Below are 25,922 nucleotides of genomic sequence, written 5' to 3'. Positions count from 1 at the left end.
TAGGTGCGCGGCCTTCGCGGCGGTCACCTCCGAAGGGCTGGGAGGACCGTCAGGAACCGGCTCGCGGGACGTGGATGTCGTACTGGGCGAGCTTGCGGTAGACGGTCGACCGGCTCATCCCGAGCTCCTCGCCGGCCTCCTGCATGGAGATGCCGGGCCGGGTGAGGACGCGGACGATCTCGTCGCGCTCGAACGCCTCGATGCGGGTCAGGCGGCGTGACGAGCCGGAGAGGATGTCGGCGGACAGGTGGCGTACGTCGAGGGTGTCGCCGTGGCGCGCCGCACGGGTCACGACGTCGGTGACCTGCCGGACGTTGCCCGGCCAGCCGCAACCGCGCAGGGCGGTCTCGGCGGGCCCGCTGATCGACACGTCACGGCCTCTGACGCGACGTCCGACGTGGCGCGCCAGCGGCATGACGTCCTCCGGTCGCTCCCGCAGCGGCGCCACGGCGACGACGGTGTCGACCAACGCGGCGAGCGCGGGCGGGATGGCCTCGAAGCGGCTCGCCGTCATGCCGAACGGCACACCCAGCCCGGCCGCGGCGCGCGCCCGGGCCTGCACCACCAGGTCGCGGATGTGCTCGGCGACCCAGGTCGGCAGTCGGTCGACGTCGCGCACGAGGATGCCCGTGTCGGGCTTGCCGAGCTCCGGGGTCCAGAGCCCGATCCACGCCTCGCTGTCCTGCGGAGCGGGCGGGGAGGCTGCGAGGATGCGCTCGCGCGGGTAGGCGTGGCGTAGCGCCTGCGCCAGCAGCGTGGCGCGCCCGCTGCCGTCCTCGCCGACCGCCGCCACGATCCGACCGTCGGCGATCGAGCCCTCGGCCAGCGCACGCGCGTCCGCCCAGGCCGGTCCCAGCGTGGTGAGCGTGCCGGAGCCCGGCTCCAGCCGCGGTGTCTCCACGCGGAAGACCTCACCTCGCTGCGCCGGTCGGGGACGTTGGCCCCGCGACCGCGCGAGCATCAGCGTGGAGGTGTTGCTGGCCGCCGACTGCGCGAGGGCGAGCAGCAGGTCGCTCGACTGGGCGGACCAGGTCGTGAGGTTGATGCAGCCCTCGAGCTGCCCGCTGATCGGATCGAGGACGGGGACGGCCGCGCACGTGTAGGTGCAGAGGCTGAGCGCGTAGTGCTCCTCGGCCCTGACGACCGTGGGGACCCGGTCGGCGATGGCCAGGCCCAGGCCGTTGGTGCCCACCGCGCGCTCGGCGTAGGCGAAGCCGGGCGCGAGGTGCACCGCGTCGAGGGCGCGGAGCAGCGCGGTGTCGCCGCTCATCCGGTTGAGCACGAGCCCGTCCGCGTCGGTGAGCATCAGCGACACCGGCTCGTTGACCAGCGTCCGGTGCAGGCCGGTGAGCACCTCGCGACCGCACTCGAAGAAGAGCGACTCGGCGTCCACGGTGCCGACGAACGACGGGTCGATGTCGTCCAGCGGGACGCCGTACTCCTCGCTGCGCTGCCAGGAGGCGACGAGGCGGTCGGAGAGTCGCGCGGGGGCGCCCGAGTGGGGCGCACCGGGCATCGCGCGCTGCATCTCGCGGTGCCGGCGAGCGCGCTCCGGGAGGACCGGCTCGGACACGGGGCTCACCCCCTTCGTTCTGTGTCAGACGTTACATCCGCGCTGGGGGCCCGACCTGCCCCGCATGTCTCAAATTGGGACGGCCCCGGATCCCAAAGTGGGACGTCCGCACGGGTGCCGGAGCGCTGGGACGGGCCTAGCGTCGCGTTCATCGCACCGTGACGACCGTCACTCGACTCCGGAGGTCCCATGTACACCAAGGACGGCGAGAGCTACTTCATCGTCGACGCCCACATCGCCCTGTGGGACGCCAGGCCCGAGAACATCAAGAACATCCACGGCCAGCAGTTCATCGACTGCTTCTACGACTACCACCGCAACCTCTCGCCCGAGTCGGAGGTCTGGACGAAGGAGGACTACCTCTACCAGGGCGGCGAGCGCCTGATGAAGGACCTCTTCGAGGACGGCTACGTCGACCACGCGATCTTCCAGCCGGCTCACCTCGGCGAGTTCTACCACCGCGGCTTCGGCCAGACCGAGGAGGCGTGGGCGCTGGCCAGCCAGCACCCCGGGAAGCTCACCTACAACCACAACTTCGACCCCCGCAACGGTGAGGCGGGCCTCGACCAGCTGCGCGCGGACGCCGAGCGGTTCGGCCTGAAGGGCGTGAAGCTCTACACCGCCGAGTGGCACGGCGACTCCCGCGGCTGGCGGCTCGACGACCCCTGGTCCTACCGCTACCTCGAGGTGTGCCGCGAGGTCGGCATCACCAACATCCACATCCACAAGGGCCCGACCATCCGACCGCTCGACCGCGACTCCTTCGACGTCGCGGACGTCGACCACGTCGCGACCGACTTCACCGATCTCACCTTCGTCGTCGAGCACGTCGGCCTGCCCCGGCTCGAGGACTTCTGCTGGATAGCCACCCAGGAGCCCAACGTCCACGGCGGCCTGGCCGTGGCGATGCCCTTCATGCACACCCGGCCGCGCTACTTCGCGCAGATCATGGGGGAGCTCCTCTACTGGATCGGCGAGGACCGCATCCAGTTCTCCTCCGACTACGCGTTGTGGACGCCCCGGTGGCTCGTCGAGGCGTTCGTGGACTTCCAGATCCCCGAGGACCTGACCGAGTACGCCCCGATCACCACGGCGCAGAAGAAGAAGATCCTCGGCCTCAACGCGGCGAAGATGTACGACATCGAGGTGCCGGCAGAGCTGCAGCTCCCGGAGGCGGACGAGACCGAGACCGGCCCGCGCCAGCCCGATGCCGCCGACCTGGCGGCGGTGTGAGCATGACGCTCACCGCCACGCCGACGTCGTACGCCGACGCGGTCCGCACCGCACTGGGAGCGGTCCTCGACCCGGAGCTCGACGAGCCGATCACCGACCTGGGCTTCGTGCGCAGCGTGGCGATCGACGAGGCCGGCGGGGTGGAGGTGCACCTGCGCCTGCCAACCTCGTTCTGCTCGCCCAACTTCGCCTACCTGATGGCGGCGGACTCCAAGGACGTCCTGGTCGCGCTCGACTGGACCCGCACGGTGGTGGTGCAGCTCGACGACCACCACGACTCCGACAAGATCAATGCGGGGCTGGCTGCCGACGCCGGCTACCGCGGCACCTTCGGCTCGGAGGCGGACAAGGACCTCGAGGACCTCCGGGCCACCTTCCGGCGCAAGGCGCACACGGCGGCCATGGAGCGCTGCCTCACCGCGCTGCTGCGCGCCCAGCCGGAGCGGGACGTGGAGTCCCTGGTCGACGTCACCGTCGGCGACCTCGCGCCCGGGGAACACACCGACGCGCTGCTGCGTCGCCGGGCCGCGATGGGGCTGCCGCTCGACCGGTCGGCACGCGTGCTCGTCGACCACACCGGCGCCTCGCCCGACGACGTACCCCTCGCGGTGCGCCGGGCCAGGTCGACCCGGATCTCGATCGACGGCAACGCCCACTTCTGCCGGGGCCTGCTCCGCACCCGCTACCCCGGGTCCGACACCGACCAGGTCCACCGCGGCGACGGCGCCGAGCCGGCCGACGCGTCCTACGACCCCACCTTCATCCCCGTCAGCTCGCTGCTGACCCGATCCACCGAGGAGCCCACCCCATGAGCACCATGCGAGCCGTCCAGGTCGTCGGCTACCACCAGGACCTCGAGATGCGCGAGGTCGACGTCCCCGAGGTCACGGGGCCGTTCGACGTCATCGTCCGGATCGGCGGTGCCGGCGTGTGCCGCACCGACCTGCACATCCTCGAGGGGCAGTGGGCGGAGAAGTCCGGCGTCACGCTGCCCTACACGATCGGGCACGAGAACGCCGGCTGGGTGCACGCCGTCGGGTCCGCGGTGACCAACGTGCGCGAGGGCGACAAGGTGATCGTGCACCCGCTCATCACGTGCGGGCTGTGCCGGGCCTGCCGCACCGGCGACGACGTGCACTGCGAGAACAGCCTGTTCCCCGGCATCGACACTGCGGGCGGCTACGCCGAGTACCTGAAGACCTCGGCGCGCAGCGTCGTCCCGATCGACGACGCGCTCGAGCCCGCGGACGTGGCAGCCCTGGCCGACGCCGGGCTGACGGCCTACCACGCGGCCGCGAAGGCGGCCCGACGGCTGACCCCGCGCGACACGTGCGTCGTGATCGGCGCCGGTGGCCTCGGGCACATCGGCATCCAGGTGATGAAGGCCCTCTCGCCCGCGCAGCTGGTCGTCGTGGACCGCAATCCCGAGGCGCTCGAGCTGGCCGTCTCGATCGGCGCCGACCACGGTGTGGTGGCGGAGGGCAGTCAGGTGGAGGAGGTCCTGGAGATCACCCGCGGCGCGGGTGCCGAGGTCGTCATCGACTTCGTCGGCGAGGGCGGCTCGACCGCGGAGGGCCTCGCCATGACACGCGAGGCCGGCGACTACCACGTGGTGGGCTACGGCGAGAACATCGACGTCCCGACGATCGACCTGATCTCGGCCGAGAAGAACATCATCGGCAACCTCGTCGGGTCCTACAACGACCTGTGCGACCTCATGGCCCTCGCGGCGCGCGGCGCGGTGACCCTGCACACGCAGAAGTACGCGCTGGACGACTTCCAGACGGCCATCTCGGACCTCGACGCCGGCCGCGTGCGCGGCCGCGCGATCCTCACCCCCTGAAGAGCAGGACCATGAACGGGATCAAGCCACTCCTCGGTATCGGGATCTCCGTCGGCGTCCTCGCCGCGGCCGTCTTCTTCGGCACCGCCTTCGACCTCAGTGGCGTCCTGGTCGCGATCGTGGCCGGGGCGCTGCTCGGTATCGTCTCGGAGAGGCTGGGCGCCCAGATCCAGTCGGCCGTCGACGGACGTGCACCCGCGCCCGCCCGCGACGCCACTCCGGCCACCTGAGGAGAGTTCCCTTGATCTTCATCACCGCCAAGTTCCCCGTCCGCCCCGAGCACGCCGAGGCGTGGCCGGAGATCTCCCGCGCCTTCACCGAGGCCACGCGCGCCGAGGAGGGCTGCCTGTGGTTCGACTGGTCGCGCAGCCTGGACGACCGCAACGAGTACGTCCTCGTCGAGGCCTTCCGCGACGACGCGGCCGGCGCTGCCCACGTCGGCTCGGAGCACTTCCGTACGGCGACGCAGGAGCTGCCGCAGTACCTCAGCGCCACGCCGAAGATCGTCAGCCAGTCCGTCGACCAGTCGGACTGGTCCGAGCTGGGTGAGCTCTCGGTCGACTGACCGCCCGGCGGGACCCTCGTCCCGCCACCGCGGGACCATCGCCTCTGCTGTGCGGGAGTCGTCGGCGCCACGCTGGAGGCATGACGACCACACTTCCCGTCCTCGTGCCCTTCGACGGCTCTCCCGACGCCCAGCGCGCCCTCCTGTGGGCGGCCGCGGAGTCGGTGCGCACCGCCGCTCCCGTCCGCGTGATGGTGGTCAACGAGGTGCTGCCGCCCATCTGGGGCGGGGTCTCCGGCATGGGCGTGGTCACGGACGGCTTCGTCCTCGACGCGGCCGGGTTGCTGGAGCAGGCCCAGAAGACCCTCGCCGACGCCGGTGTCGGTCACGTGATCGCGGAGCAGCGATCCGGGCACGTCGTCGACGAGCTCCTGCGGGCCGCCGCATCGTCGTCGAGCGTCGTGGTCGGCAGCCGCGGCCACGGTCGGGTCGAGGAGGCCCTCCTCGGCTCGGTGAGCCAGCACCTCGCCCGCCACGCGACCTGTCCCGTCGTGGTCGTGCGCGAGGCGCGCGACGTCCGGGCCCGCCGCATCGTGGTCGGCATCGACGGCTCGCAGTCCAGCATGGCCGCGCTCGAGTACGCCTGCCGCAGGGCCGAGGTCACCCGCGAGACCGTCGTGGCGATCCACGGCTGGCACGTCCGGGCGCCGTCCACCGACGTGTGGAGCACCAAACCGCGCAGCGTGGACACCGAGGAGCACGAGCTCCTCCTCGCCGAGAGCATCGCCGGTGTCCAGGAGGACCACCCCGACGTACGCCTCGAGCACGAGGTCGTCGCGGTCGCACCGGCCCAGTGCCTCGTGGACGCCTCGGCCGGCGCCTCCCTGGTCGTCGTCGGATCCCGGGGGCTCGGCTTCTTCAGCGGGATGCTGCTCGGCTCCGTCAGCCAGGCGGTCCTGCACGGGGCGTCCTGCCCGGTCGCCGTCGTCCGCTGACGGTCGCAGGTCAGGGACGCAGCAGCACCTTGCCCCGGCGACCCGGCTCGAAGTTCGCCCGCGCCGCGTCGGCGATCTCCTCGAGGGGGTAGACCTTCTCGACCGGGAGCGTCAGCGCCCCCGAGCCGATGCCCGCGACGAGCTCGCCCATGAGGGCGCCGCGCTTCTCCGCCGGCATGGCCGCGAAGACCTTGCTGCCCCAGAAGCCCTTGATCACGACCTGCTTGAAGATCACGTCGCCCGACCCGATCTCCAGCGTGGGGGAGGCCATCGCGCCGAAGACCACCAGGACGCCGTCGTCGGCCAGCAGGGAGACCACGTCGCCCGCGGCAGCGCCCCCGACGGAGTCGACGCCGGCCACGAGAGGCGCCTCGCCCACGATCTCGCGTACGCGGTCGCGCCAGCCGTCGTCGTCGGTCGCGACGATCTGCTCGATGCCCTCCTCCCGGAGCTCGTCGACGCCCGCGGCACGGCGTACGAGTCCGAGCACGTGGACGCCGCGGGCCGCGGCCAGCTGGGCGACGAGGCGCCCGACCGCGCCGTTGGCGGCGTTCTGGACGATCCAGTCGCCCTCGGAGACCTCCAGGAAGTCGAGCAGGGCGATGGCGCTGAACGGCATCGAGACCAGCTGGGCGGCGGCCTCGTCGCCCAGTCCCTCGGGGACGGGAACGAGCGCGGCGGCGGGCGCGACGATCAGCTCGGCCCACGCACCGAAGGTGCCGCCGGTCGCGACCCGCTGACCCACCTCGAGTCCCGTGACGCCCTCGCCGAGCGCCTCGACGACACCGACCGCCTCGGTGCCGGCACGGGCCGGCATCTCCGGCTTGAAGCCGTAGCTGCCGCGCACGGTCCAGAGGTCGTGGTTGTGGATGGGGGACAGCAGGACCCGCACGAGGGCCTGGCCGGGGCCGGGCCGGGGATCGGGGACCTCTTGGACCGTGAGGACCTCGGACGGGTCGCCGAAGCTGTTCTGGACGAGTGCGCGCATGGGGTGCCTTCCGTCGACTGCTGGGCCACCCGCCAGTCAAACAGGCGATCCGACGCCAGGTCGAGGCAGGCTCCCGGCTGGTCACCCCGGGGCACACTGGTCCCATGTCCCCGGAGTCCAAGACGTGCCAGTCCTGCGGGCGAGCGATCGAGTGGCGCAAGACGTGGGAGCGCGACTGGGACTCGGTGCGCTACTGCTCGAGTGCGTGCCGCAAGCGGGGGGTCTCGGCCGTCGACCAGCAGCTGGAGTCGGCGATCACGGAGCTGCTCGCGCAGCGGGGGGCCACGGCGACCATCTGCCCCTCGGAGGCCGCCCGCCGGGTCGCCGGCACGGACGGCACCGCGTGGCGCCACCTCATGGAGCCCGCCCGGCGGGCGGCCCGTCGCCTCGTCGACCGCGGCGAGGTGGAGATCACCCAGGGTGGCCGCGCGGTCGACCCGGCCACCGCGAAGGGGCCGATCCGGATCCGCCGACGCTGACGGCGAGGCGTGCTCCGATCTCGAACTGTTCGCCGGCAGGCGTGTACGACGCGGCTCGTGGGGTACGGGCAGGGCAGGTGTGCCTGCCCCCGCGGAGGCAGACACGCCGAGGTCCCGTCGGTTGAGACCACAGCCGACGGGGCCGCCCTCCTCAGTCGTGCGGCAGCCGGCGCGTGCGGGCGATGTCGTGGGCGACCTCGACGAGCTTGCGGTTGGTGTTCATCGACACGCGCCGCAGGTAGTCGAAGGACTGGTCGGCGTCGATGTCGAGGCGCTCCATCAGGACACCCTCGGCGCGCCCGATGGTGATGCGGTTGAGCATGGCGAGCCGGAGCTGGTCGATCGCCCGCTCAGCGGTCATGATCACCTCGAGGTGGCCGGCCACGGCGTGCCCCACGGCGACATCGTCGGCATCGAAGCGGTGCCCGCGACGGGCATAGAGGCTGAGCGCGCTGTAGGAGTGCGTGTCGGTGTGGACGAGCAGCGACATCATCGAGTCGACGCCGAGCTCGCGGTGGGCGCGGGGCGCCCAGCCCGGCCAGCGGCACTCCTGCGCCAGGTCGGTGCTGACCAGGGTGTCCTGGTCGCGCATCAGGTCGAGGCACGGACCCTCGCCGAGCTCGTGCTGCAGCTCGTTGGCGCGCCGGACCAGGTCGTCGCTGGTGACCCGGGTGACCAGGCCGCCCCGGTCGTTGATGGTGATGCCGGCGTGGTCGCACCCGCTCACCAGCGACACCGCGCCGTCGACGGCGATCTGGAGGCGGGCACCCTCGTCCGGAGCAGCGGCCAGCGCCTTGGCCAGGTGGGTGAACTCGCTCACCAGGGGTCCACGACTGCTCATGACGTTCATCCCTCCCCAAGGACCCACGTGACGCACGTGACGCAACAGTAGCCACCTGCCGAGGCTCGTTGCTACCTCCCCAGGGCGACTTTCTCGCGCCGGATTCCCGGGGCCTCGTCACTCCTCGAAGAGCCGGTCCTCGGCCTCGCCGGAGGTGACCTCCAGGCGGAGCGCCAACACCTTCTCGGGAGCCAGCCCGAGCCGCGACAAGATGACCTGCACCTGCGGCAGCACCCAGCTGTAGGACTGCACCGCGACCCGCGCCGCCTCGGTCTCGACGCGGATCCAGACGACGGGATCACCGCCGCGGTCGGGCAGCCAGTGCGCCTCGAGGACCCCGGCCGGCGCGAGCGAGGCGACGATGGGCAGCATCGCCGCGTCGGCCGCTCTCCGCAGCTGGTCCTCGTTCACGGCATCACGGGCGGCACGAACTCGAAGGTCATGCCGAGCAACCACAGGAGCAGGAGCACCACGGGGAGGTGGAAGAGGAACTGGAGGAACGTGAAGCCGACGAGGTCGCGTGCCCGCAAGCCCAGCACGGCTAGCAGCGGAAGCATGAAGAACGGGTTGACCAGGTTGGGCAGGGCCTCGGCCGCGTTGTAGATCTGCACGGTCCAGCCGAGGTTCATCCCGACGTCCGTCGCCGACTGCATGACGTACGGCGCCTCGACCAGCCACTTGCCGCCGCCGGAGGGGACGAGCAGGCCGAGGAGCGCGGTGTAGAGCGCGATCACGACGGCGAACCCGCCGCCACCGCCGATGCTGGTGAAGAGGTCGGCGAGGTGCTCGGAGACCGTGATGCCGCCGCGTCCCGGTGCACGCGTGAGGACGGCCGCCATGGCGGCGTACAGCGGGAACTGCACCAGCACGCTGGCGGTCGCGGGCACGGCCCTGGTGACCGCGTTGAGGAAGCCGCGCGGGGTGCCGTGCAGGACGAGGCCGAGGATCAGGAAGACCATGAGGTAGCCGTTGAGGCTGCTGATCACGCTGAGGAACGGCAGTGTCGCGAGCTGCTGGACCAGCCAGCCGAGGGTGAGGAGGCCGACCAGGACCGGCAGGATGCGCGAGTACTCCAGCCACTCGCCCGGGCGGCTGCGCTCGGCCAGAGGCGCCACGTCGTCGGAGAGGTCGATGTCCATGTCCTCGGCGGTGCGGATCGACCTGCCCTGCGGGGCGGACGCCCACGCCACGGCCACGCTGAGGGCGATGAGGACGACCGCCATCACCAGTGACTGCCACGTGAGGATCGTCGCGCCGAAGTCGAGGACGCCGGTGATCTCGAGCAGCTCGGGCGGCAGCGAGGCCGCGGTCGCCTGGAGCTGCGCCGCGGACGAGGAGAGGCCGAGCGCCCAGACCGCACCGAGGCCGAGGTAGGCCGCGGCGCCGAGCGCGCGGTAGTCCGTGCGCAGGTCGCTGCGTCGTGCGATGGCCCGGGCGAGCAGGCCGCTGAAGACCAGGCTGAGGCCCCAGTTGAGCATCGAGACGAGGCACGACAGCAGCGCGACGAAGGCGACCGCGCCACGCGGGGTCGTGGGGTAGAGCGCGATCCGCTCGATGACGCGGGCCACCGGCGGCGAGGTCGCGACGACGTACCCGGTGAGCACCACCATCGCCATCTGCAGCGTGAAGGTCGCCAGGTCCCAGAAGCCGCCGCCGAAGGTCTCGACGACCGTCACCGGGCTGGAGCCGTTGACCAGCGCGGCGAGGGACACCAGCACCACGCCGGCCAGGGCGAAGACGTAGGCGTCCGGGAACCACTTCTCGGTCCACGCTGCGCTCTTCTGGGCCAGGCGTGCCAGGCCCCGTTCGTTGGCCGTTCCCGAGATCGTCGACATGGTCATCGAACGTAGCGGAGATCCGGCGGGTGCAGGATGGGCGGGTGAGCGTCACCGTCTTCAGGAATGCCGCGGTCTTCGACGGCCACACCTACCGCGGCCCGGTCGGCGACGTGGTCGTGGACGGGGGCCGCATCTCGTCCGTCGGTGCCGGCACGGCGCCACCCGGCGCGACGGTCGTCGACGTCGAGGGCGGCCTCCTGCTCCCGGGGTTCACCGACGCCCACGTCCACCCGATCCAGGGCGGCCTCGAGCGGCTCGGTTGCGATCTCAGCGGGCTCCCGGTCGACCGCGCCGCCTACCTCCGGCACGTCCGCGACCACGCGGGTCGGCGCACCGACCTGGAGTGGGTCCAGGGCGGGGGCTGGGCGATGGCCGCCTTCCCCGGCGGCCTGCCGACCGCGCGGGAGCTCGACGAGGTCGTGCCGGACCGCCCCGTCGCGCTGGCCAACCGCGACCACCACGGCATATGGGTCAACTCGCGGGCGTTGCAGCTCGCGGGCATCACCGCGCGCACGCCCGATCCCGTCGACGGCCACGTCGAGCGGGATGCGGCGGGGGAGCCGACCGGGGTGCTCCACGAGGGGGCGATGCGGCTGCTCGAGCACGTCCTGCCGGCCACCGACGACGACCAGATGTACGCCGCCCTGCTCGAGGGCCAGCGCCACCTGCACTCGCTGGGCGTCACCGCGTGGCAGGACGCGATCGTCGGCTCCTACTCCGGCATGCGCGACGGCGGTCCGACCTACGCCCGGGCCGCGGCCAACGGCGACCTCACCGGCACGGTCGTCGGCGCGCTCTGGTGGGAGCGGGAGCGGGGTCTCGACCAGGTCGCGGACCTCCTCGCCAAGCGCGCGGACCTCTCGACGGGACGGTTCTCCGCGACGGCGGTGAAGATCATGCAGGACGGCGTGGCCGAGAACGGGACCGCTGCCCTCGTCGAGCCCTACCTCGACCGGTGCGGCCACGCCACGAGCAACCGGGGGCTCTCGTTCGTCGACCCGCAGCACCTGCTGGCGTACGTCGCCGAGCTGGACCGCCACGGGTTCCAGGTGCACTTCCACGGGCTGGGGGACCGGGGGGTGCGCGAGGCCCTGGACGCGTTGGAGGGCACCGACCCGCGCCGTCGCCACCACATCGCGCACCTGCAGCTCGTGCATCCCGACGACGTCCCCCGGTTCGCCGCGCTCGCGGTGGCCGCCAACATCCAGGCCCTGTGGGCCTGCCGCGACGACCAGATGACCGAGCTGACGATCCCGTTCCTCGGCGACGAGCGCGCCGGGCGGCAGTATCCCTTCGCCGACCTGCACCGCGCGGGCGCCCGCCTCGTCGCCGGCAGCGACTGGCCGGTCAGCACCCCCGACCCGCTCGCCGCGATCCACACCGCCGTGCACCGCACGTCGTACGGCGAACCGGCGCCGGCCGGCACCGACCCGTTCCTGCCGGAGCAGGCCCTGGCGATCGAGGTCTCGTTCGCCGCGTCCACGAGCGGGTCCGCCTGGGTGAACCACCGCGACGACGCCGGCACGATCGGCCCGGGCGCCGTGGCCGACCTGGTGGTGCTGGACCGTGATCCCTTCGAGGCTCCGGACGAGATCGGGGCCGCGCGGGTGCGCTCGACCTGGATCGACGGGGAGTGCGTCCACGACGCCTCGTAGGGCCTGTCCGCTCACCGGGTCGGGACCTGTGGCCCTGTCGGGTCCGACGCGGCAGGACGAGCCTTGACGTTCCAGGAGCGCGACTCGACGAGGAGGACCATCATGGACAGCACGGCGAAGAACGCGATCGTCGTCGGAGTCGTGGCCGCGCGGTGACCACCCCGCACACTCGTTGCTATCGCGACGGTGACCTCGTCGCCGAGGGGTTCTCGCTGGGCGAGGTGTCCGAGCACCTGCAGGGCGGGGGCCTGGTGTGGGTGGACCTGTGCCCACCCGATCCCGAGCACCTGCAGCTGGTCGCCGGCGAGCTGGGGCTGCACTCCCTGGCCGTCGCGGACGCCATGAGCGATCGCCAGCGACCGAAGTTCTCGCGCTACGCCGGGCACGACTTCCTGACCGTCTACGCCGTGGAGCTGGACGTCGGGACGGGGGCGCTGGTGACCAGCGAGATCGCGGCCTTCGTCACGCCGACCGCGCTGGTCACGGTCCGCAAGGACGACGGCTTCGCCCTCGAGGGACTCCTCGAGCGGTGGGACACCCACGTCGAGCTGACGGAGCACGGGGTCGGCGCGCTCGTGCACGGGCTGCTCGACCACGTGGTCGACGGCCACTTCGACGCCGTGCAGGCCCTCGACGACCAGATCGAGGACCTGGAGGACCTGCTGTTCGACGACCGGCCGCACGACAAGGACGTCCAGAGGCGGAGCTTCGAGCTGCGCAAGAGCCTCGTCCACCTCCGCCGGGTGGTGCTGCCCATGCGCGAGGTGCTCAACACGCTGATGCGCCGCGACGTGGGACTCGTCCCGCCCGAGCTGACCCCCTGGTTCCAGGACGTCTACGACCACGTCCTGAGGGCCACCGAGTGGACCGAGAGCCTGCGCGACCTCGTCGCGACCATCGTGGAGACCAACCTGACGATCCAGGGCAACCGGCTCAACATCATCACCAAGAAGGTCACCAGCTGGGCGGCGATCATCGCCGTGCCCACGGCCATCACCGGCTTCTACGGCCAGAACCTGCCCTACCCGGGCTTCGGCGCGGTGTCGGGGTTCGTCACGTCCACCGCCCTCATCGTGATCCTGTCCGCCGGCCTGTTCGTCGCCTTCAGGCGCAGGGAGTGGCTCTGACGCGACGCCTCCCGGGTGCGGCGTCCGTCAGACGTGCCGGACCACGACCCGGCCGTGGTCGACGTCCCACCGCTGGTCCAGCCGGACGTTCTCCAGCAGCCGCCGGTCGTGCGAGACCAGCAGCAGCGCGCCGTCGTACGACGCCAGCGCCTGCTCCAGCTGCTCGATGGCCGGCAGGTCGAGATGGTTGGTGGGCTCGTCGAGGACGAGCAGGTTGACCCCGCGCGCCTGCAGCAGCGCCATGGCCGCGCGGGTGCGCTCGCCGGGGGAGAGGCGGCCGACCTCGCTCGTGACCTGGTCGGCCTTCAGACCGAACTTGGCGAGGAGCGTGCGCACCTCGGCCTGCGTCATCTCCGGCACGACCGCCTCGACCGCGTCCCCGAGCGGCAGGTCGTCGTCGAGGGTGGTGCGCGCCTGGTCGATGACGCCCACCGCGACCGAGGCGCCCAGCGACGCGGTGCCGGTGTCGGGCGCGGTGTCGTCCAGCAGGAGCCGCAGGAGCGTGGTCTTGCCCGCGCCGTTGGGGCCCGTGATGCCGATCCGGTCGCCGGCGTCGACCTGCACCGAGACCGGGCCCAGCTCGAAGTCGCCCAGCCGGACGGTCGCCTCGTTGAGGGTGGCGACGACGCCGCTCGAGCGCGGCGCCGCGGCGATGTCGAACTGCAGGATCCACTCCTTGCGCGGCTCCTCGACCTCGTCGAGCCGGGCGATCCGCGACTCCATCTGGCGGACCTTCTGGGCCTGCTTCTCCGACGACTCGGTGGCGGCCTTGCGGCGGATCTTGTCGTTGTCGGGGTTCTTCCTCATCGCGTTGCGTACGCCCTGCGAGCTCCACTCGCGCTGGGTGCGCGCCCGCTGCACCAGGTCGGCCCGGGTCCCGGCGTACTGCTCGTAGGCCTCCCGCGCGTGGCGTCGCGCGATGGCGCGCTCCTCCAGGAAGGCGTCGTAGCCGCCGTCGTACACCGTCACCTGGCCCTGCGCGAGGTCGAGCTCGACGATGCGGGTGACGCAGCGAGCCAGGAACTCGCGGTCGTGCGAGACCAGCACGACCCCGCCGCGCAGGCCCTGGACGAACCCCTCCAGCCTCCTGAGGCCGTCGAGGTCGAGGTCGTTGGTCGGCTCGTCGAGGAGCACGACGTCGAAGCGGCTGAGCAGCAGCGCGGCCAGCGCCACGCGGGCGGCCTGGCCCCCGGACAGCGACGTCATCAGGGCGTCCGGACCCACGTCGAGGCCGAGGTCGGCCAGCACCGGCGCGACCCGGTCGTCGAGGTCGGCCGCACCGCTCGCCATCCAGCGGTCGAACGCGACGGCATAGGCGTCGTCGACGCCGACGGCGTCCGACCCCAGTGCGGCCGCCGCGGCCTCCATGGCCGCGGTCGCCTCGGCGGCCCCGGTGCGCCGGGCGAGGTAGTGCGCGACGGTCTCGCCCGGCACGCGCTCGTGCTCCTGGGGGACCAGGCCCACGAACGCGTCGCGGGGCGCGCAGTCCACCGAGCCGGCCATCGGCTGCGTGGCGCCGGCGAGCAGGGACAGCAACGTCGACTTGCCGGCGCCGTTGGCGCCCACGACGCCGATCACGTCGCCCGGCGCGACGGTGAGGTCGAGTCCTTCGAAGAGGACCCGGTGACCGTGTCCGCCGGACAGGTCCTTCGCGACGAGGGTGGCGGTCACGCAGGCGAGCCTAGCTGCGCCGCGTCGGCTGCGCAGGAGCTGGGCGAGGGACTGGCGCCCCACCCGCCGCCATGCCACCGGGGGCGACCGCCAGCACGAGGTGTGATCTCCGGCACATCCGGGTGCCCGCCGCTGGACGACACAGCGGCGAAACACGCCCGACATCTCGCCGCACTACCGTCGCCGCAGTGCCGCTGAGGGCGGCGTACGTCTGAGGAGCATGCGTGAGCGCCAACCCGGTTCGTCTGTCTGCCATCACGGCCGTCGAGGCCTTCGTGCCGCCGCCGATCACCTTCGACCCCGGCGAGGAGCCCGGCGAGATCTTCGGGGAGAACGTCTTCAGCCTGACGGTGATGCAGAAGCGGCTGCCGAAGACCGTCTACAAGTCGGTGCTCTCGACCATCGAGAAGTCCACCCCGCTGGACCCCGACGTCGCCGACGCCATCGCGTCGGCCATGAAGGACTGGGCCCTGGAGAAGGGCGCGACCCACTACGCGCACGTGTTCTACCCGCTCACCGGCCTGACGGCGGAGAAGCACGACAGCTTCCTCGACCCGGTCGGCGACGGCACGGCGTTCGCCTCGTTCTCCGGCAAGACCCTCGTCCAGGGCGAGCCCGACGCGTCGTCGTTCCCCAACGGCGGCCTGCGCAACACCTTCGAGGCGCGCGGCTACACCGGCTGGGACGTGATGAGCCCGGCCTACATCCTCGAGAACCCCAACGGCAACACGCTCTGCATCCCCACCATCTTCATCTCGATGACGGGTGAGGCGCTCGACCACAAGACCCCGGTGCTGCGCTCGCAGCAGGCGATGGCGGTGCACGCCAAGCGGGTGCTGCAGCTCTTCGGGCACACCGACCCCGAGAACGTGGTGGCCTACTGCGGCCCCGAGCAGGAGTACTTCCTGATCGACAGCCACTTCTTCCTGGCCCGGCCCGACCTGCTCAACGCCGGCCGCACCCTCTTCGGGGCCAAGCCGCCGAAGGGCCAGGAGTTCGACGACCACTACTTCGGTGCGATCCCCTCGCGGGTGCTCGGCTTCATGATGGACACCGAGCGGGAGCTCTTCAAGCTCGGCATCCCCGCCAAGACCCGCCACAACGAGGTCGCGCCCGGCCAGTTCGAGGTCGCGCCGATGTTCGAGCGCGCCAACGAGGCCTCCGACCACCAGCAGCTGCTGATGACGACCTTCAAGGCCGTCGCCAAGAAGCACGGCATGGAGTGCCTCTTCCACGAGAAGCCGTTCGAGGGCGTCAACGGCTCCGGCAAGCACGTCAACTTCTCGCTGGGCAACTCCCAGCTCGGGAGCCTCCTGGTCCCCGGCGACACCCCTCACGACAACGCGCAGTTCCTCGTCTTCTGCGCCGCCGTCATCCGCGCGGTGCACCTGTACGGCGGCCTGCTGCGCGTCTCGGTCGCCTCGGCGTCCAACGACCACCGCCTCGGCGCCAACGAGGCACCGCCCGCGATCATCTCGATCTTCCTCGGCGACCAGCTGGCCGACGTGTTCGACCAGATCGCGAAGGGTGGGGCGACCCGCTCCAAGGAGAAGGGCACGCTGACGATCGGCGTCGACACCCTGCCCAACCTCACCAAGGACCCGGGTGATCGCAACCGCACCTCGCCCTTCGCCTTCACCGGCAACCGCTTCGAGTTCCGGGCCCCGGGCTCCAACCAGACCGTGGCCGGACCGATGGTCATGATCAACACGATCATGGCCGAGGCGCTCGACTACTGCGCCTCCTCGCTCGAGACCGCCGTCGCCGCCGGCACCGACTTCAACGAGGCCGTGCAGACGCTGCTCGCCGAGATCGTCGCCAACCACGGCGCCGTCATCTTCAACGGCAACGGCTACTCCGACGAGTGGCCGATCGAGGCCGAGCAGCGCGGGCTGAAGAACCTGCGCACGACGGTCGACGCCCTGCCCGAGCTGATCTCGCCCGAGGCCATCGCGCTGTTCGCCAAGTACGGCGTGTTCACCGAGCACGAGGCGCACAGCCGCTTCGAGATCGGTGCGGAGCAGTACGTCCTCGCGGTCGCGGTCGAGGCCAACCTGACGCTCGAGATCGGCACGACGACGATCCTCCCGTCGGCCACCCGCTACCAGACCGAGCTCGCCCAGAACGTCGTCGCCCTCAAGGCGGCCGGCATCGAGGCGGACGCGTCGGGCCTCGAGACGATCAGCGGGCACATCGCTGAGCTGAGGGCGGGCCTGGCCGAGCTGACGGCGGCGATCGGCCACGAGCACCCGGCCGACCCGCTCGCGGCGGCGACCTTCATGCGTGACGCGGTCATCCCGGCGATGGCCTCGGTCCGCGCCGCGGCCGACACGCTCGAGACGCTCGTCGCCGACGACCTCTGGCCGCTGCCGACCTACCAGGAGATGCTCTACATCCTGTGAGCAGCGGGTCAGTGGGTGACGGCGGCGCGTCCGCCCGCGTGCTCACGCCGTGGTCCCACGTAGTCTGTGGGGCAGCACGACCTCCGACCTGACCCGTCCCCGAGGAGGCGCCGCATGCCTGCGACCCGAGGATTCTTCCGACGCCGACCGGACGGCCCCGCGGGCCGGCTGCCTCCCGGGCAGTACGACGTGGGCGGCAGCTGGCCGGTGCTGACGGCCGAGGTCACGCCGCGGATCGACCGCGAGTCGTGGACCTTGCGTGTCGACGGTCTCGTGGACCGGCCGACGACCTGGACGTGGGACGAGGTGCAGCAGCTGCCCAGGTCGTCGTACAGCGGAGACATCCACTGCGTCACGACCTGGTCGAAGTTCGACGTGGTGTTCGCCGGCGTCTCGGTCGACAGCCTGCTCGCGGCTGCCGCGCCGCAGGCGGAGGCGGGCTTCGTGATGGCCCACTCCTCGACCGGCTACACGACCAACCTTCCTCTGGCGGACGTCACCGGAGGCAAGGCGTGGGTCGTGTGGGAGTACGACGGGCGCCCGCTGACGGCCGAGCACGGTGGACCCGTGCGGCTGCTGGTCCCGCACCTCTACTTCTGGAAGTCCGCGAAGTGGATCAGCCGGCTCGAGCTCACGGCCGAGGACAGCCCCGGGTTCTGGGAGCGAAACGGCTACCACGACCGCGGGGACCCGTGGCTCGAGCAGCGCTACGAGGGCGACCCGTGAGCATGGACGATCCCCTGGCGGCGGTGGCGCCGGGCGCGACGGCGTGGACGACCGGACGCATCATCACCAAGGACTTCCCCGCACCGCACCTCGTCCGGCTCCGGATGCACGTCGAGGACCGGCAGCGCCACTGGCCCGGTCAGCACTACCTCATCCGGTTGCGCGCTCCGGACGACTACACCGCTCAACGGTCCTACTCCGTCGCCTCCGACGACAGCGACCCGCTCGTGGAGTTCCTCGTCGAGAGGCTCCCCGGCGGGGAGGTCTCGGAGTTCCTCGCCGACGTGGCCGAGGTCGGCGACGTCCTCGAGCTGCGCGGCCCGATCGGGCGCTGGTTCAGGTGGGACACCTTCACCCCGGCGCTGTGCCTGGTGGGCGGGACCGGCGTCGTCCCCGCGGTCGCCATGACCCGTGCCGCGCGGCACCTCGGCCGAACCGACCTGCTCCGCGTGCTGGCCGTCGGGCGCAGCCCCGGCGAGCTGCCGTACGCCGACGAGCTCGCACAGGCGGGCGCCACGATCGCCTACACCCGCCATGCGACGGGCGACCGTCCGCCTGCCCCCCCGCACCGGGCGGAGCTCGCCCCGTTGCTCGTCGGCGCCGAGCTGGCCTATGTCTGCGGCTCGGCCCGTTTCGCCGAGCTCGCGGAGACCCTCCTCCTGGAGTCGGGTCTCGGCCCCGAAGCCATCCGCGTCGAGCGGTTCGGCGTCACGGGCTGAGCCGACCTAGGTGCCGCAGAAGGTCTGGTAGCGACCGAAGGAGTCGGGTGCAGGGACTGCGTAGCGCTCCAGCCCGGGACGTGCGTCGTACGGCTCGGCGAGTGCGTCCATGAGCCGCGCGAGGGGGTCGAGGTCTCCGTCGGTGGCCGCGGTCAGGGCCTCCTCGACGAGGTGGTTGCGCGGGACGTAGACCGGATTGACCCGGTCCATCGCGTCGGCGTCGGGGGCGAGCGCGAGCCAGCGGCGGGTCCACGCGTCGAAGCCTGCGAGGTCGAGGAAGAGGCGTCGCGCCGGCTCGGCGTCACCGCGCGCCGCGGTGGACAGGCTCCGGAAGAACGACGTGTGGTCGACGTGGTCGGCCTGCACGAGGGCGACCAGGTCCCGCACGAGCTGCGAGGCCGCGTCATCGCCGGCGCTGCCGGACAGGCCGATCTTGGCGCGCATGCCCGACGACCAGGCGGCCGAGTAGTGCCCGCGGAACTCCTGCAGCGCTTCCGTGGCCACCGCGACCGCGGTCTCCTCATCGTCGGCCAGGAGCGGCAGCATCGCCTCGGCGAGGCGCGCCAGGTTCCACTCGGCGGCGAGCGGCTGGTTGCCGTAGGAGTAGCGCCCGTCGGCGTCGATCGAGCTGAACACCGTGGCGGGGTCGAAGGCGTCGATGAAGGCGCACGGGCCGTAGTCGATGGTCTCGCCCGAGATGGTCATGTTGTCGGTGTTCATCACGCCGTGGACGAAGCCGACCAGCATCCACTGCGCGACCAGCGCGGCTTGGGCGGCCACCACCGCCTCGAAGAGGGCGAGGTGGGGGTGGTCGGCCTCCGCGGCCCCGGGGTGGTGGCGGGAGATCGCGTGGTCGGCGAGGCGCCGCAGGAGCCCGTCGTCGCCGGTCGCCCGGACGAACTGGAAGGAGCCGACCCGCAGGTGGCTGGCGGCCACGCGGGCCAGCACCGCGCCGGGCTGCACGGACTCGCGACGTACGCCGCGCCCGGTCGCGACGACGGCGAGCGAGCGGGTCGTGGGGATGCCGAGCGCGTGCATGGCCTCGCTGATGACGTGCTCGCGGAGCATCGGACCGACCACGGCGAAGCCGTCACCGCCCCGGGAGAACGGGGTGCGACCCGAGCCCTTGAGGTGGAGGTCCCTCGGCCGGCCAGAGCCGTCGACCAGCTCGCCGAGCAGCAGCGCGCGCCCGTCCCCGAGCTGCGGCGAGTAGCCGCCGAACTGGTGACCGGCGTAGGCCTGGGCCACCGGCGTCGCGCCCTCCGGCGGGCGCGTGCCGGTCAGCAGACCGAGGCCTTCAGGGGTGGTGAGCCACGCGGGGTCGAGGCCGAGGTCGTGGGCGAGTGGTTCGTTGAGGACCAGCAGGCGCGGCTGGGGCGCCTCCTCGCCCTGCCACGGCACGGCCAGCTCGGGCAGCTCACGTGCGAAGCGGTGGTCGAGGGCGACGGTCGCCGTTCCTGGGGTCACCCCGTCGACGATACGTGGCGGTCGGCGACGGCCCCGCTCGGCGACCGCCGCCGCCGGGCCTCGTGGGGGAGCATGGGTCCATGAGCACGAGCGGGCCGAGCGACCCCTGGGACCCGGTCCTCCTGGGTCCGGTCGTCTCCGGTGAGTCGGGAGAGCTGGCCGTGGCCCACGCGCTGCTCCGGCGTGCCTCGGAGGGCGCGATCAGGCAGGCGTTCCACCTCTATGCGCCCGTCGCTCCGGTGGTGGTCTTCGGGCGGCGTGACACGCGACTGCCGGGGTTCGCCGACGCCGTTCGCGCCGCCGAGGACGCCGGCTTCGACACGGCGGTGCGGGCCGTCGGCGGTCGGGTGGTGGCCTACACCGAGAACGCCCTGGTGCTCGACGTCGTGCGGCACGAGCCCCAGGCGGTGGGCGCGATGGACCACCGGTTCGTCACCTTCGGGGAGCTGATGGTCGAGGCACTGCGCACCATCGGGGTGCAGGCCCGGCTGGGCGCGGTGCCGGGGGAGTACTGCCCGGGCGCCCACAGCGTGAACGCCCGGGGCGTCGTCAAGCTCGTCGGCACCGCCCAGCGGGTGGTGAAGGACGCCTGGCTCTTCAGCTCGCTGGTCGTGGTGGACGACCGCGCCCGGCTGCAGGACGTGCTGGCCGACGTCCACCGCCACCTCGACCTGCCCTTCGACCCGGCCTCGGTCGGCACCGTCCGCGGCGAGAACCCCGCGGTGGACCTGTCGGAGGTCCGGGAGGCGCTGTCGAGCGCGTGGGGGATCGACGATGCCGCCCCGGCGGTGCTCGACGGGGTCACCCGGGGGCTGGCGGAGCGCCTCGAGCCGGGGCAGCGGGCGCGGACCACGGACTGAGCGGCTGCCGCCCGTCACCGGAAGTCGCGCGACGACGCCCGCGCCTGCAGCACCGCCCCGGCTCCCGGCACGACGACGTCGATGGCCTCGACCCGGTCGGCGATGAGGTTGGTGACGCCCTCGTTGCGCTCGAGGCGCCCGCGGACCACCACGGCGACGCGGTTGCGTGCGGCCTGCCGGTGGGCCTTCATCACCCCGATGGAGCAGACGACGTTGAGCATGCCCGTCTCGTCCTCGAGGTTGAGGAAGGTGACACCCATGGCGGTGCCGGGGCGCTGGCGGTGGGTGACCAGCCCCCCGACGTGGACGCGGCGACCCGCCTCGGCGGTGGCGAGCTCGGCGATCGAGCGGACGCCTGCGCGGCGCAGGTCGTCGCGCAGGTGCTCGACGGGGTGTCGCTCCGGTGAGACGCCCGTGGCCCACAGGTCGGCCAGGGTGATCTCGGGCTCGCTCATGCCGGGAAGGGTGGGCGCCGCAGGGGCAGGCGTGGTGCCGGGCAGGTGGTCGGCGCCCTCGGCGAAGCCGGCCGCCCACAGGGCCTCGCGACGGTCGAGCCCCCAGCCGTCGAAGGCGCCGGCGGTGGCCAGCGACTCGAGCTGGGCGGTGGTCAGGCCGGCGCGGCGCGACAGGTCGGTGACGCCGGTGAAGGGCGCCTCGTCGCGGGCGGCCACGATCCGGCGCGCCACCTCGAGCCCGATGCCGCGCACCGAGTCGAGCCCGAGCCGGACGGCGAGCGCGCCGTCGCGGCGGTGGGCAGGGACCGGGTCGGGCGTGCCCGGCACCCACTCGGCGCGGGCGAACCGGGGCTGGCAGCACGTGTCGAGGCCGGTGGCGGCGACCGGGGCGTCCCCGACGGCCTCGAGGTCGGCCTGCGCCGCGGAGCGGGTGACGTCGGGACGGCGTACGTCGACGCCGTGGCGCCGGGCGTCGCCGACCAGCGACTGGGGGGAGTAGAACCCCATCGGCTGGTTGCGCAACAGCCCGGCCAGGAACGCCGCCGGGTAGTGCAGCTTGAACCAGGACGAGGCGTAGACCAGCAGCGCGAAGGACAGGGCGTGCGACTCGGCGAAGCCGAAGTTGGCGAAGGACAGGATCTTGACGTAGATCGAGTCCGCCAGGTCGCCGGTGATGCCGCGCCGCGCCATGCCGGCGTAGAGCTTCTGCTTCACCGACTCGATGCGCTCCACCCCGCGCTTGGACCCCATCGCACGGCGCAGCAGGTCGGCGTCGTCGCGGCTGCAGTCACCCAGCGTGACGGCCATCGCCATCAGCTGCTCCTGGAACAGCGGCACGCCCTTGGTGCGCTCGAGCACCGGCACCAGCTCGGGGTGGTCGTAGGTGACGGGTTCCTTGCCGGTGGCGCGGCGGACGTAGGGGTGCACGGCCCCGCCCTGGATGGGTCCGGGGCGGATCAGCGCGATCTCGATGGCGAGGTCGTAGAACTCGCGCGGGCGCAGCCGCGGCAGCGTGCCGATCTGGGCGCGGCTCTCGACCTGGAACACCCCGATCGAGTCGGCGCGGCACAGCATGTCGTAGACCGCGGGCTCCTCCTTGGGCATCGTCGCGAGGTCCCACCGCTCGCCGAGGTGGTCGGCGACCAGCCGCATCATGTGGTCGAGCGCGCCCAGCATGCCGAGCCCGAGCAGGTCGAACTTGACCAGCCCCATCGACTCGCACGCGTCCTTGTCCCACTGGAGCACCGTCCGCTTGTCCATCCGGCCGCGCTCGATCGGGCAGACCTCGCCGATCGGTCGCTCGGTGAGGACCATCCCGCCGGAGTGGATGCCGAGGTGGCGGGGCGCGCCCATCAGCTCCTCGGCGAGCGCCACCACCGGTGCCGGCACGTCGTGGGCGGCCGGGTCGCCCGCGTCGCCGGCCACCACGGACTGCCAGCCGTCGATCTCCTTGGACCAGGCGTCCTGCTGCCCCTGCGAGAAGCCGAGCGCCTTGGCGGCGTCGCGCACCGCCATCCGCGGCCGGTAGGTGATGACATTGGCTACCTGCGCGGCGTTGCGGCGGCCGTAGGTGTCGTAGACCCACTGGATGACCTCCTCGCGCCGGTCGGAGTCGAAGTCGACGTCGATGTCGGGCTCCTCGTCGCGGTGCGCGGAGATGAACCGCTCGAAGGGCAGCCGGTAGAAGACGGCGTCGACGGCCGTGATGCCGAGGGCGTAGCAGACCGCGGAGCTCGCGGCGGATCCGCGGCCCTGGCAGAGGATGCCCTGCTCGCGGGCGAAGGCGACGATGTCGTGGACGATGACGAAGTAGCCGGCGAAGTCCTTCTCGGCGACGATGCGCAGCTCGTGCTCGAGCCGGTCGCGCGCCTCCTGCTCGTGGGGCACCCCGGCGTACCTCTCGGCGAAGCCCCGCTCCGCGAGCACCCGCAGCCATGAGTCGGCGGTGTGGCCCTCGGGGATCTGCCGCTTGGGGAGCGCGGGCGAGGCCTTGCGCAGGTCGAAGGCCAGCTCGTCGGCGAGGGTGACGCTGCGGGCGACGGCACCGGGGTACGCCGCCAGCGAGGCCGCCGTCTCCGCGCCGCTGCGCAGGTGGGCCGAGCCTGACAGGTCGAGCCAGCCGTCGAGCTCGGCGAGGCTGCGCCGGGCGCGCACGGCCGCCATCGCCGAGGCTAGGCGGTGCCGGTGCGGCGTGGCGTGGTGGACGTTGCCCGCTGCGACGACGTCGAGACCGTGGACGGCGGCCAGCCGGGCGAGCGAGGCATTGGTCGCGTCGGCGCCGGGACGCGGGGAGAGCTCGACGAGGACGTGCTCGAGCCCGAACAGAGACGTCAGCCGGTCGAGGGCCTCGGCCGCAGCGGCTTCGCCGCCCCCGGCCAGCGCCTGCCGGACGGCGCCCTTGCGGCAGCCCGTCAGCACCGCCCAGTGGCCCCGGCCCCGCTCACCCAGGTCGTCGAGGTCGTAGACCGGGCGACCCTTCTCGTCACCGCGCAGGTGGGCGTCGGTGATCGCCGCCGCGAGCCGGTGGTAGCCCTCGACACCGCGCGCCAGGACCAGCAGGTGGCTGCCCTCGGGGTCGGGCACGCCGTTCTGCGGCCCCGGGAGACCGAGCGACAGCTCGGCGCCGAAGACAGTCGGCAGGTCGTAGGCCGCCGCGGCCTCGGCCAGCATCGGAGCTGCGTAGAAGCCGTCGTGGTCGGTCACCGCGAGCGCGTGCAGGCCGAGCCGCACGGCCTCCTCGACGAGCTCGGCGGGCGAGCTGGCGCCGTCGAGGAAGCTGAAGTGGCTGTGGCAGTGCAGCTCGGCGTACGGCGTGGCCGCCGCCGGACGCTCGATCGAGCGGGGCTCGGTGGCGGCGCGCTTGCGCCGCGACACCGGGGCGTCGTCGGCCCCCGGCAGGCCGCTGAGCCGGCGCTCGAGCTCCTTCCAGTGCATGGCGGGGTTGTTCCAGCCCATCAGCGCGCCTCCGCCGCGTGGGACGCCTCAGTCATAGCCGGCCTCCAGGGACCAGCCCTCCGGGGCGCGCAGCAGGAGCCAGGCCCGGCCGTCCGCGCCGACGACCTGGAAGCGGGCGCTCGGTCCGGCCCCGCCCGACCACCAGTCCTCGTCGGTGGGCCACGGCCCGGCCCACGCGGTCACCGGCTGCCAGGGCAGCCTCTCCCCGTCGACGGCGCCGCCGACCCGGAAGCGCCGGGGCTCGCCGCTGACGACGCCGCGCTCGGTGACGCTCACGACCCGTCCCGCGTCGTCCACGACCTCGGCCGCAGGGGGCGTCGCGAAGACCCGGACCGGTGCCGGCCCCGGCACCCGGCCCGGCCACGGCCGGTCCACCGGGCGCAGGTCGACCGCACGCTCGCCCCACGGCACCAGCGCCTGCCTCGCCGAGGGGCTGCGACCGCCCTGCAGCACCGGACGTCGTACGGCGTCGAAGCCGACCATGCCCTGCACGCGCGCCACGCCCCGCTCGACGAGGTCGTCGCTCGCGCCACCCCACAGCGCCTCCCCGTGCGCGGCCGCGGGCTCGACGACCTCCGGCGCGAACCTGACCCGGTCGATCGGGGCGCGCACCGTCCCGGACTCCTTGCGAGCACGCAGCGAGCCGCCGACTCCTGCCGACTGCAGCTGCCAGTGCACCCGGTCGACGAGGTCGCGGCCAGAGAAGTGGCGCGGGTGCAGCCAGGTGCGCGACGAGCACACGACGCCCTCGGACTCCGCCTCGACCCGCACCCCGGTGGCGACCAGCTGGTGGTGCGCGAGCTGGGAGACGAACCGCTCGGCGGTGGTGCGCACGCTGAAGGTGATGGCCTCGACGGAGTCGAGGGGAGGCTCGAAGGCCACGTCCGCCTCGAGCTCGGGCGGCGGGGTGCGCGCTGCGAAAAGCGTCCGGTCCTCGCCGCGGGCCCGCCGGTGGACGTCGGCGCCATAGGTGCCGAGCCGGTGCTCGACGGCCTCGCCCGGCAGCTCGGCGAGGTCACCCAGCGTGCGCAGGCCGAGCCGCTGCAGCAGGCCGACCAGGTCGCGCCCGCGCCGTCCGTCGTCCTGGAGCACGTGCACGGGCAGGCTGCGCAGGAAGGCCGCGGACCCGCCGTCCGGGACGACCACCCACGACTGCACGTCAGCGGTGCGGGCGGCCTGCTCGGCGGTGAAGAGGTCGTCGGCGATGCCGACCCGGACGTCCCACACGCCACCCTCGACCAGCGCCTGGCACGCCGTCGCGGCGGCCTTGGTCTCGGTGCCGTACCAGCTGCCGGGAGCCCGGACGGCGAGCAGGCCGGGGCGCAGTGCCGCCACGCCGGGGCGTAGGTCCTCCACGATCGCCAGGATCGGCTCGAAGGCACGGGCGTCGCGGTCGGGGTTGGCCGGCAGCACCACCAGGTCGGGGCACCGGGCCTGGGCGTCGCGGCGGCGCTGCCCGCGTCGTACGCCCCCGGACCGGGCCGGGCCGTTGCACACCTCGACCACGTTGGCGGAGAGGACGGCAGCGGGGGAGCGGGGCGACCTCTCAGCCTCGTCGAGCGCGGCGACCACCGACCAGTCGTGGCACCA

The 25,922-nt window shown here is 72.6% G+C and carries 22 protein-coding genes; 13 read left to right on the top strand and 9 right to left on the bottom strand.

Annotation, left to right across the window (positions count from 1 at the left end):
• Positions 1–49 precede the first annotated feature (49 nt).
• A complete protein-coding gene (locus tag JWN97_RS00905) occupies positions 50–1,582 on the bottom strand; it encodes a helix-turn-helix domain-containing protein (protein ID WP_297616733.1) in 1,533 nt (510 codons plus the stop codon).
• A gap of 180 nt (positions 1,583–1,762) precedes the next feature.
• Between JWN97_RS00905 and JWN97_RS00900 the strand changes: the two genes are divergently transcribed.
• The 6 genes from JWN97_RS00900 to JWN97_RS00875 all read left to right on the top strand — a co-directional run bounded on the left by JWN97_RS00900 (position 1,763) and on the right by JWN97_RS00875 (position 6,149).
• Positions 1,763–2,806, top strand: coding sequence for an amidohydrolase family protein (locus JWN97_RS00900; protein ID WP_297616730.1), 1,044 nt, complete (start codon positions 1,763–1,765; stop codon positions 2,804–2,806).
• Positions 2,807–2,808: 2 nt separating this feature from the next.
• A complete protein-coding gene (locus JWN97_RS00895; RefSeq protein WP_297616727.1) occupies positions 2,809–3,618 on the top strand; it encodes an iron-sulfur cluster assembly protein in 810 nt (269 codons plus the stop codon).
• Positions 3,615–4,649 carry an NAD(P)-dependent alcohol dehydrogenase gene (locus tag JWN97_RS00890; protein WP_297616724.1) on the top strand — a complete coding sequence of 345 codons (1,035 nt, stop codon included), beginning with the start codon at positions 3,615–3,617 and terminating at the stop codon, positions 4,647–4,649. Before JWN97_RS00895 ends, JWN97_RS00890 begins: the two co-directional genes overlap by 4 nt.
• A gap of 11 nt (positions 4,650–4,660) precedes the next feature.
• Positions 4,661–4,879, top strand: a complete 219-nt coding sequence (locus JWN97_RS00885) for a hypothetical protein (protein WP_297616721.1) — start codon at positions 4,661–4,663, stop codon at positions 4,877–4,879.
• A gap of 11 nt (positions 4,880–4,890) precedes the next feature.
• Positions 4,891–5,214, top strand: a complete 324-nt coding sequence (locus JWN97_RS00880; protein ID WP_297616719.1) for a putative quinol monooxygenase — start codon at positions 4,891–4,893, stop codon at positions 5,212–5,214.
• Between the two features lie 80 nt (positions 5,215–5,294).
• The gene (locus JWN97_RS00875; protein WP_297616715.1) at positions 5,295–6,149 is read left to right on the top strand and encodes a universal stress protein; all 855 of its coding nucleotides are present in this window, start codon (positions 5,295–5,297) and stop codon (positions 6,147–6,149) included.
• 10 nt (positions 6,150–6,159) lie between these two features.
• Here JWN97_RS00875 and JWN97_RS00870 read toward each other — a convergent pair whose 3' ends face one another.
• A complete protein-coding gene (locus tag JWN97_RS00870) occupies positions 6,160–7,137 on the bottom strand; it encodes a zinc-binding dehydrogenase (protein ID WP_297616712.1) in 978 nt (325 codons plus the stop codon).
• A 104-nt stretch (positions 7,138–7,241) separates the two neighbouring features.
• On the opposite strand from JWN97_RS00870, the gene JWN97_RS00865 reads away from it, so the two are divergent.
• Positions 7,242–7,616 carry a DUF2256 and DUF3253 domain-containing protein gene (locus tag JWN97_RS00865; RefSeq protein ID WP_297616708.1) on the top strand — a complete coding sequence of 125 codons (375 nt, stop codon included), beginning with the start codon at positions 7,242–7,244 and terminating at the stop codon, positions 7,614–7,616.
• Positions 7,617–7,767: 151 nt separating this feature from the next.
• On the opposite strand, the gene JWN97_RS00860 is transcribed toward JWN97_RS00865, so the two are convergent.
• The 3 genes from JWN97_RS00860 to JWN97_RS00850 form a co-directional block, all read right to left on the bottom strand.
• Complete coding sequence (locus JWN97_RS00860) at positions 7,768–8,457, bottom strand: GAF and ANTAR domain-containing protein (protein ID WP_297616705.1); 690 nt, start codon at positions 8,455–8,457, stop codon at positions 7,768–7,770.
• A 117-nt stretch (positions 8,458–8,574) separates the two neighbouring features.
• On the bottom strand, positions 8,575–8,868 hold the full coding sequence (locus JWN97_RS00855; RefSeq protein WP_297616702.1) for a hypothetical protein: 294 nt from the start codon (positions 8,866–8,868) through the stop codon (positions 8,575–8,577).
• Positions 8,865–10,298: a TIGR00366 family protein gene (locus tag JWN97_RS00850; RefSeq protein ID WP_297616699.1), complete on the bottom strand. Its 1,434-nt coding sequence runs from the start codon at positions 10,296–10,298 to the stop codon at positions 8,865–8,867. Before JWN97_RS00850 ends, JWN97_RS00855 begins: the two co-directional genes overlap by 4 nt.
• 38 nt (positions 10,299–10,336) lie before the next feature.
• Here JWN97_RS00850 and JWN97_RS00845 point away from each other — a divergent pair, with 38 nt between their 5' ends.
• Together JWN97_RS00845 and JWN97_RS00840 are read left to right on the top strand one after the other, a co-directional pair.
• Positions 10,337–11,950, top strand: a complete 1,614-nt coding sequence (locus JWN97_RS00845; protein WP_297616696.1) for an amidohydrolase — start codon at positions 10,337–10,339, stop codon at positions 11,948–11,950.
• Positions 11,951–12,102: 152 nt separating this feature from the next.
• On the top strand, positions 12,103–13,077 hold the full coding sequence (locus JWN97_RS00840; RefSeq protein WP_297616693.1) for a magnesium transporter CorA family protein: 975 nt from the start codon (positions 12,103–12,105) through the stop codon (positions 13,075–13,077).
• A 27-nt stretch (positions 13,078–13,104) separates the two neighbouring features.
• Here JWN97_RS00840 and JWN97_RS00835 read toward each other — a convergent pair whose 3' ends face one another.
• Entirely contained in the window at positions 13,105–14,748 is a 1,644-nt protein-coding gene (locus JWN97_RS00835; RefSeq protein ID WP_297616690.1) for an ABC-F family ATP-binding cassette domain-containing protein, read from the bottom strand.
• A gap of 224 nt (positions 14,749–14,972) precedes the next feature.
• Here JWN97_RS00835 and JWN97_RS00830 point away from each other — a divergent pair, with 224 nt between their 5' ends.
• The 3 genes from JWN97_RS00830 (at position 14,973) to JWN97_RS00820 (ending at position 18,595) form a co-directional block, all read left to right on the top strand.
• On the top strand, positions 14,973–17,150 hold the full coding sequence (locus JWN97_RS00830) for a glutamine synthetase III (RefSeq protein ID WP_297616687.1): 2,178 nt from the start codon (positions 14,973–14,975) through the stop codon (positions 17,148–17,150).
• A 114-nt stretch (positions 17,151–17,264) separates the two neighbouring features.
• Positions 17,265–17,876, top strand: coding sequence for a sulfite oxidase-like oxidoreductase (locus JWN97_RS00825; protein ID WP_297616684.1), 612 nt, complete (start codon positions 17,265–17,267; stop codon positions 17,874–17,876).
• A gap of 2 nt (positions 17,877–17,878) precedes the next feature.
• Positions 17,879–18,595: an FAD-binding oxidoreductase gene (locus JWN97_RS00820; protein WP_297616681.1), complete on the top strand. Its 717-nt coding sequence runs from the start codon at positions 17,879–17,881 to the stop codon at positions 18,593–18,595.
• Positions 18,596–18,601: 6 nt separating this feature from the next.
• Here JWN97_RS00820 and JWN97_RS00815 read toward each other — a convergent pair whose 3' ends face one another.
• Positions 18,602–20,062, bottom strand: a complete 1,461-nt coding sequence (locus JWN97_RS00815) for a protein adenylyltransferase SelO (RefSeq protein WP_297616678.1) — start codon at positions 20,060–20,062, stop codon at positions 18,602–18,604.
• Between the two features lie 80 nt (positions 20,063–20,142).
• Here JWN97_RS00815 and JWN97_RS00810 point away from each other — a divergent pair, with 80 nt between their 5' ends.
• Positions 20,143–20,922: a lipoate--protein ligase family protein gene (locus tag JWN97_RS00810; RefSeq protein WP_297616676.1), complete on the top strand. Its 780-nt coding sequence runs from the start codon at positions 20,143–20,145 to the stop codon at positions 20,920–20,922.
• A 14-nt stretch (positions 20,923–20,936) separates the two neighbouring features.
• On the opposite strand, the gene JWN97_RS00805 is transcribed toward JWN97_RS00810, so the two are convergent.
• A complete protein-coding gene (locus JWN97_RS00805) occupies positions 20,937–24,332 on the bottom strand; it encodes an error-prone DNA polymerase (RefSeq protein ID WP_297616674.1) in 3,396 nt (1,131 codons plus the stop codon).
• A 27-nt stretch (positions 24,333–24,359) separates the two neighbouring features.
• Positions 24,360–25,922, bottom strand: a 1,563-nt coding sequence (locus JWN97_RS00800) for a DNA polymerase Y family protein (RefSeq protein ID WP_297616673.1), incomplete at its 5' end; no start/stop codon positions are given.

The organism is Nocardioides sp., from assembly GCF_025965415.1.
Taxonomy (GTDB): domain Bacteria; phylum Actinomycetota; class Actinomycetes; order Propionibacteriales; family Nocardioidaceae; genus Nocardioides.
This window is presented reverse-complemented; position numbering and strand designations above follow the sequence as displayed.

Bases quoted from the DNA above. Each gene is read 5' to 3' on its own strand.
- JWN97_RS00870 (WP_297616712.1), bottom strand. From the start codon at position 7,137: ATGCGCGCACTCGTCCAGAACAGCTTCGGCGACCCGTCCGAGGTCCTC.
- JWN97_RS00875 (WP_297616715.1), top strand. From the start codon at position 5,295: ATGACGACCACACTTCCCGTCCTCGTGCCCTTCGACGGCTCTCCCGAC.
- JWN97_RS00895 (WP_297616727.1), top strand. From the start codon at position 2,809: ATGACGCTCACCGCCACGCCGACGTCGTACGCCGACGCGGTCCGCACC.
- JWN97_RS00885 (WP_297616721.1), top strand. From the start codon at position 4,661: ATGAACGGGATCAAGCCACTCCTCGGTATCGGGATCTCCGTCGGCGTC.
- JWN97_RS00825 (WP_297616684.1), top strand. From the start codon at position 17,265: ATGCCTGCGACCCGAGGATTCTTCCGACGCCGACCGGACGGCCCCGCG.
- JWN97_RS00865 (WP_297616708.1), top strand. From the start codon at position 7,242: ATGTCCCCGGAGTCCAAGACGTGCCAGTCCTGCGGGCGAGCGATCGAG.
- JWN97_RS00810 (WP_297616676.1), top strand. From the start codon at position 20,143: ATGAGCACGAGCGGGCCGAGCGACCCCTGGGACCCGGTCCTCCTGGGT.
- JWN97_RS00890 (WP_297616724.1), top strand. From the start codon at position 3,615: ATGAGCACCATGCGAGCCGTCCAGGTCGTCGGCTACCACCAGGACCTC.
- JWN97_RS00850 (WP_297616699.1), bottom strand. From the start codon at position 10,298: ATGACCATGTCGACGATCTCGGGAACGGCCAACGAACGGGGCCTGGCA.
- JWN97_RS00860 (WP_297616705.1), bottom strand. From the start codon at position 8,457: ATGAGCAGTCGTGGACCCCTGGTGAGCGAGTTCACCCACCTGGCCAAG.
- JWN97_RS00900 (WP_297616730.1), top strand. From the start codon at position 1,763: ATGTACACCAAGGACGGCGAGAGCTACTTCATCGTCGACGCCCACATC.
- JWN97_RS00820 (WP_297616681.1), top strand. From the start codon at position 17,879: ATGGACGATCCCCTGGCGGCGGTGGCGCCGGGCGCGACGGCGTGGACG.
- JWN97_RS00805 (WP_297616674.1), bottom strand. From the start codon at position 24,332: ATGGGCTGGAACAACCCCGCCATGCACTGGAAGGAGCTCGAGCGCCGG.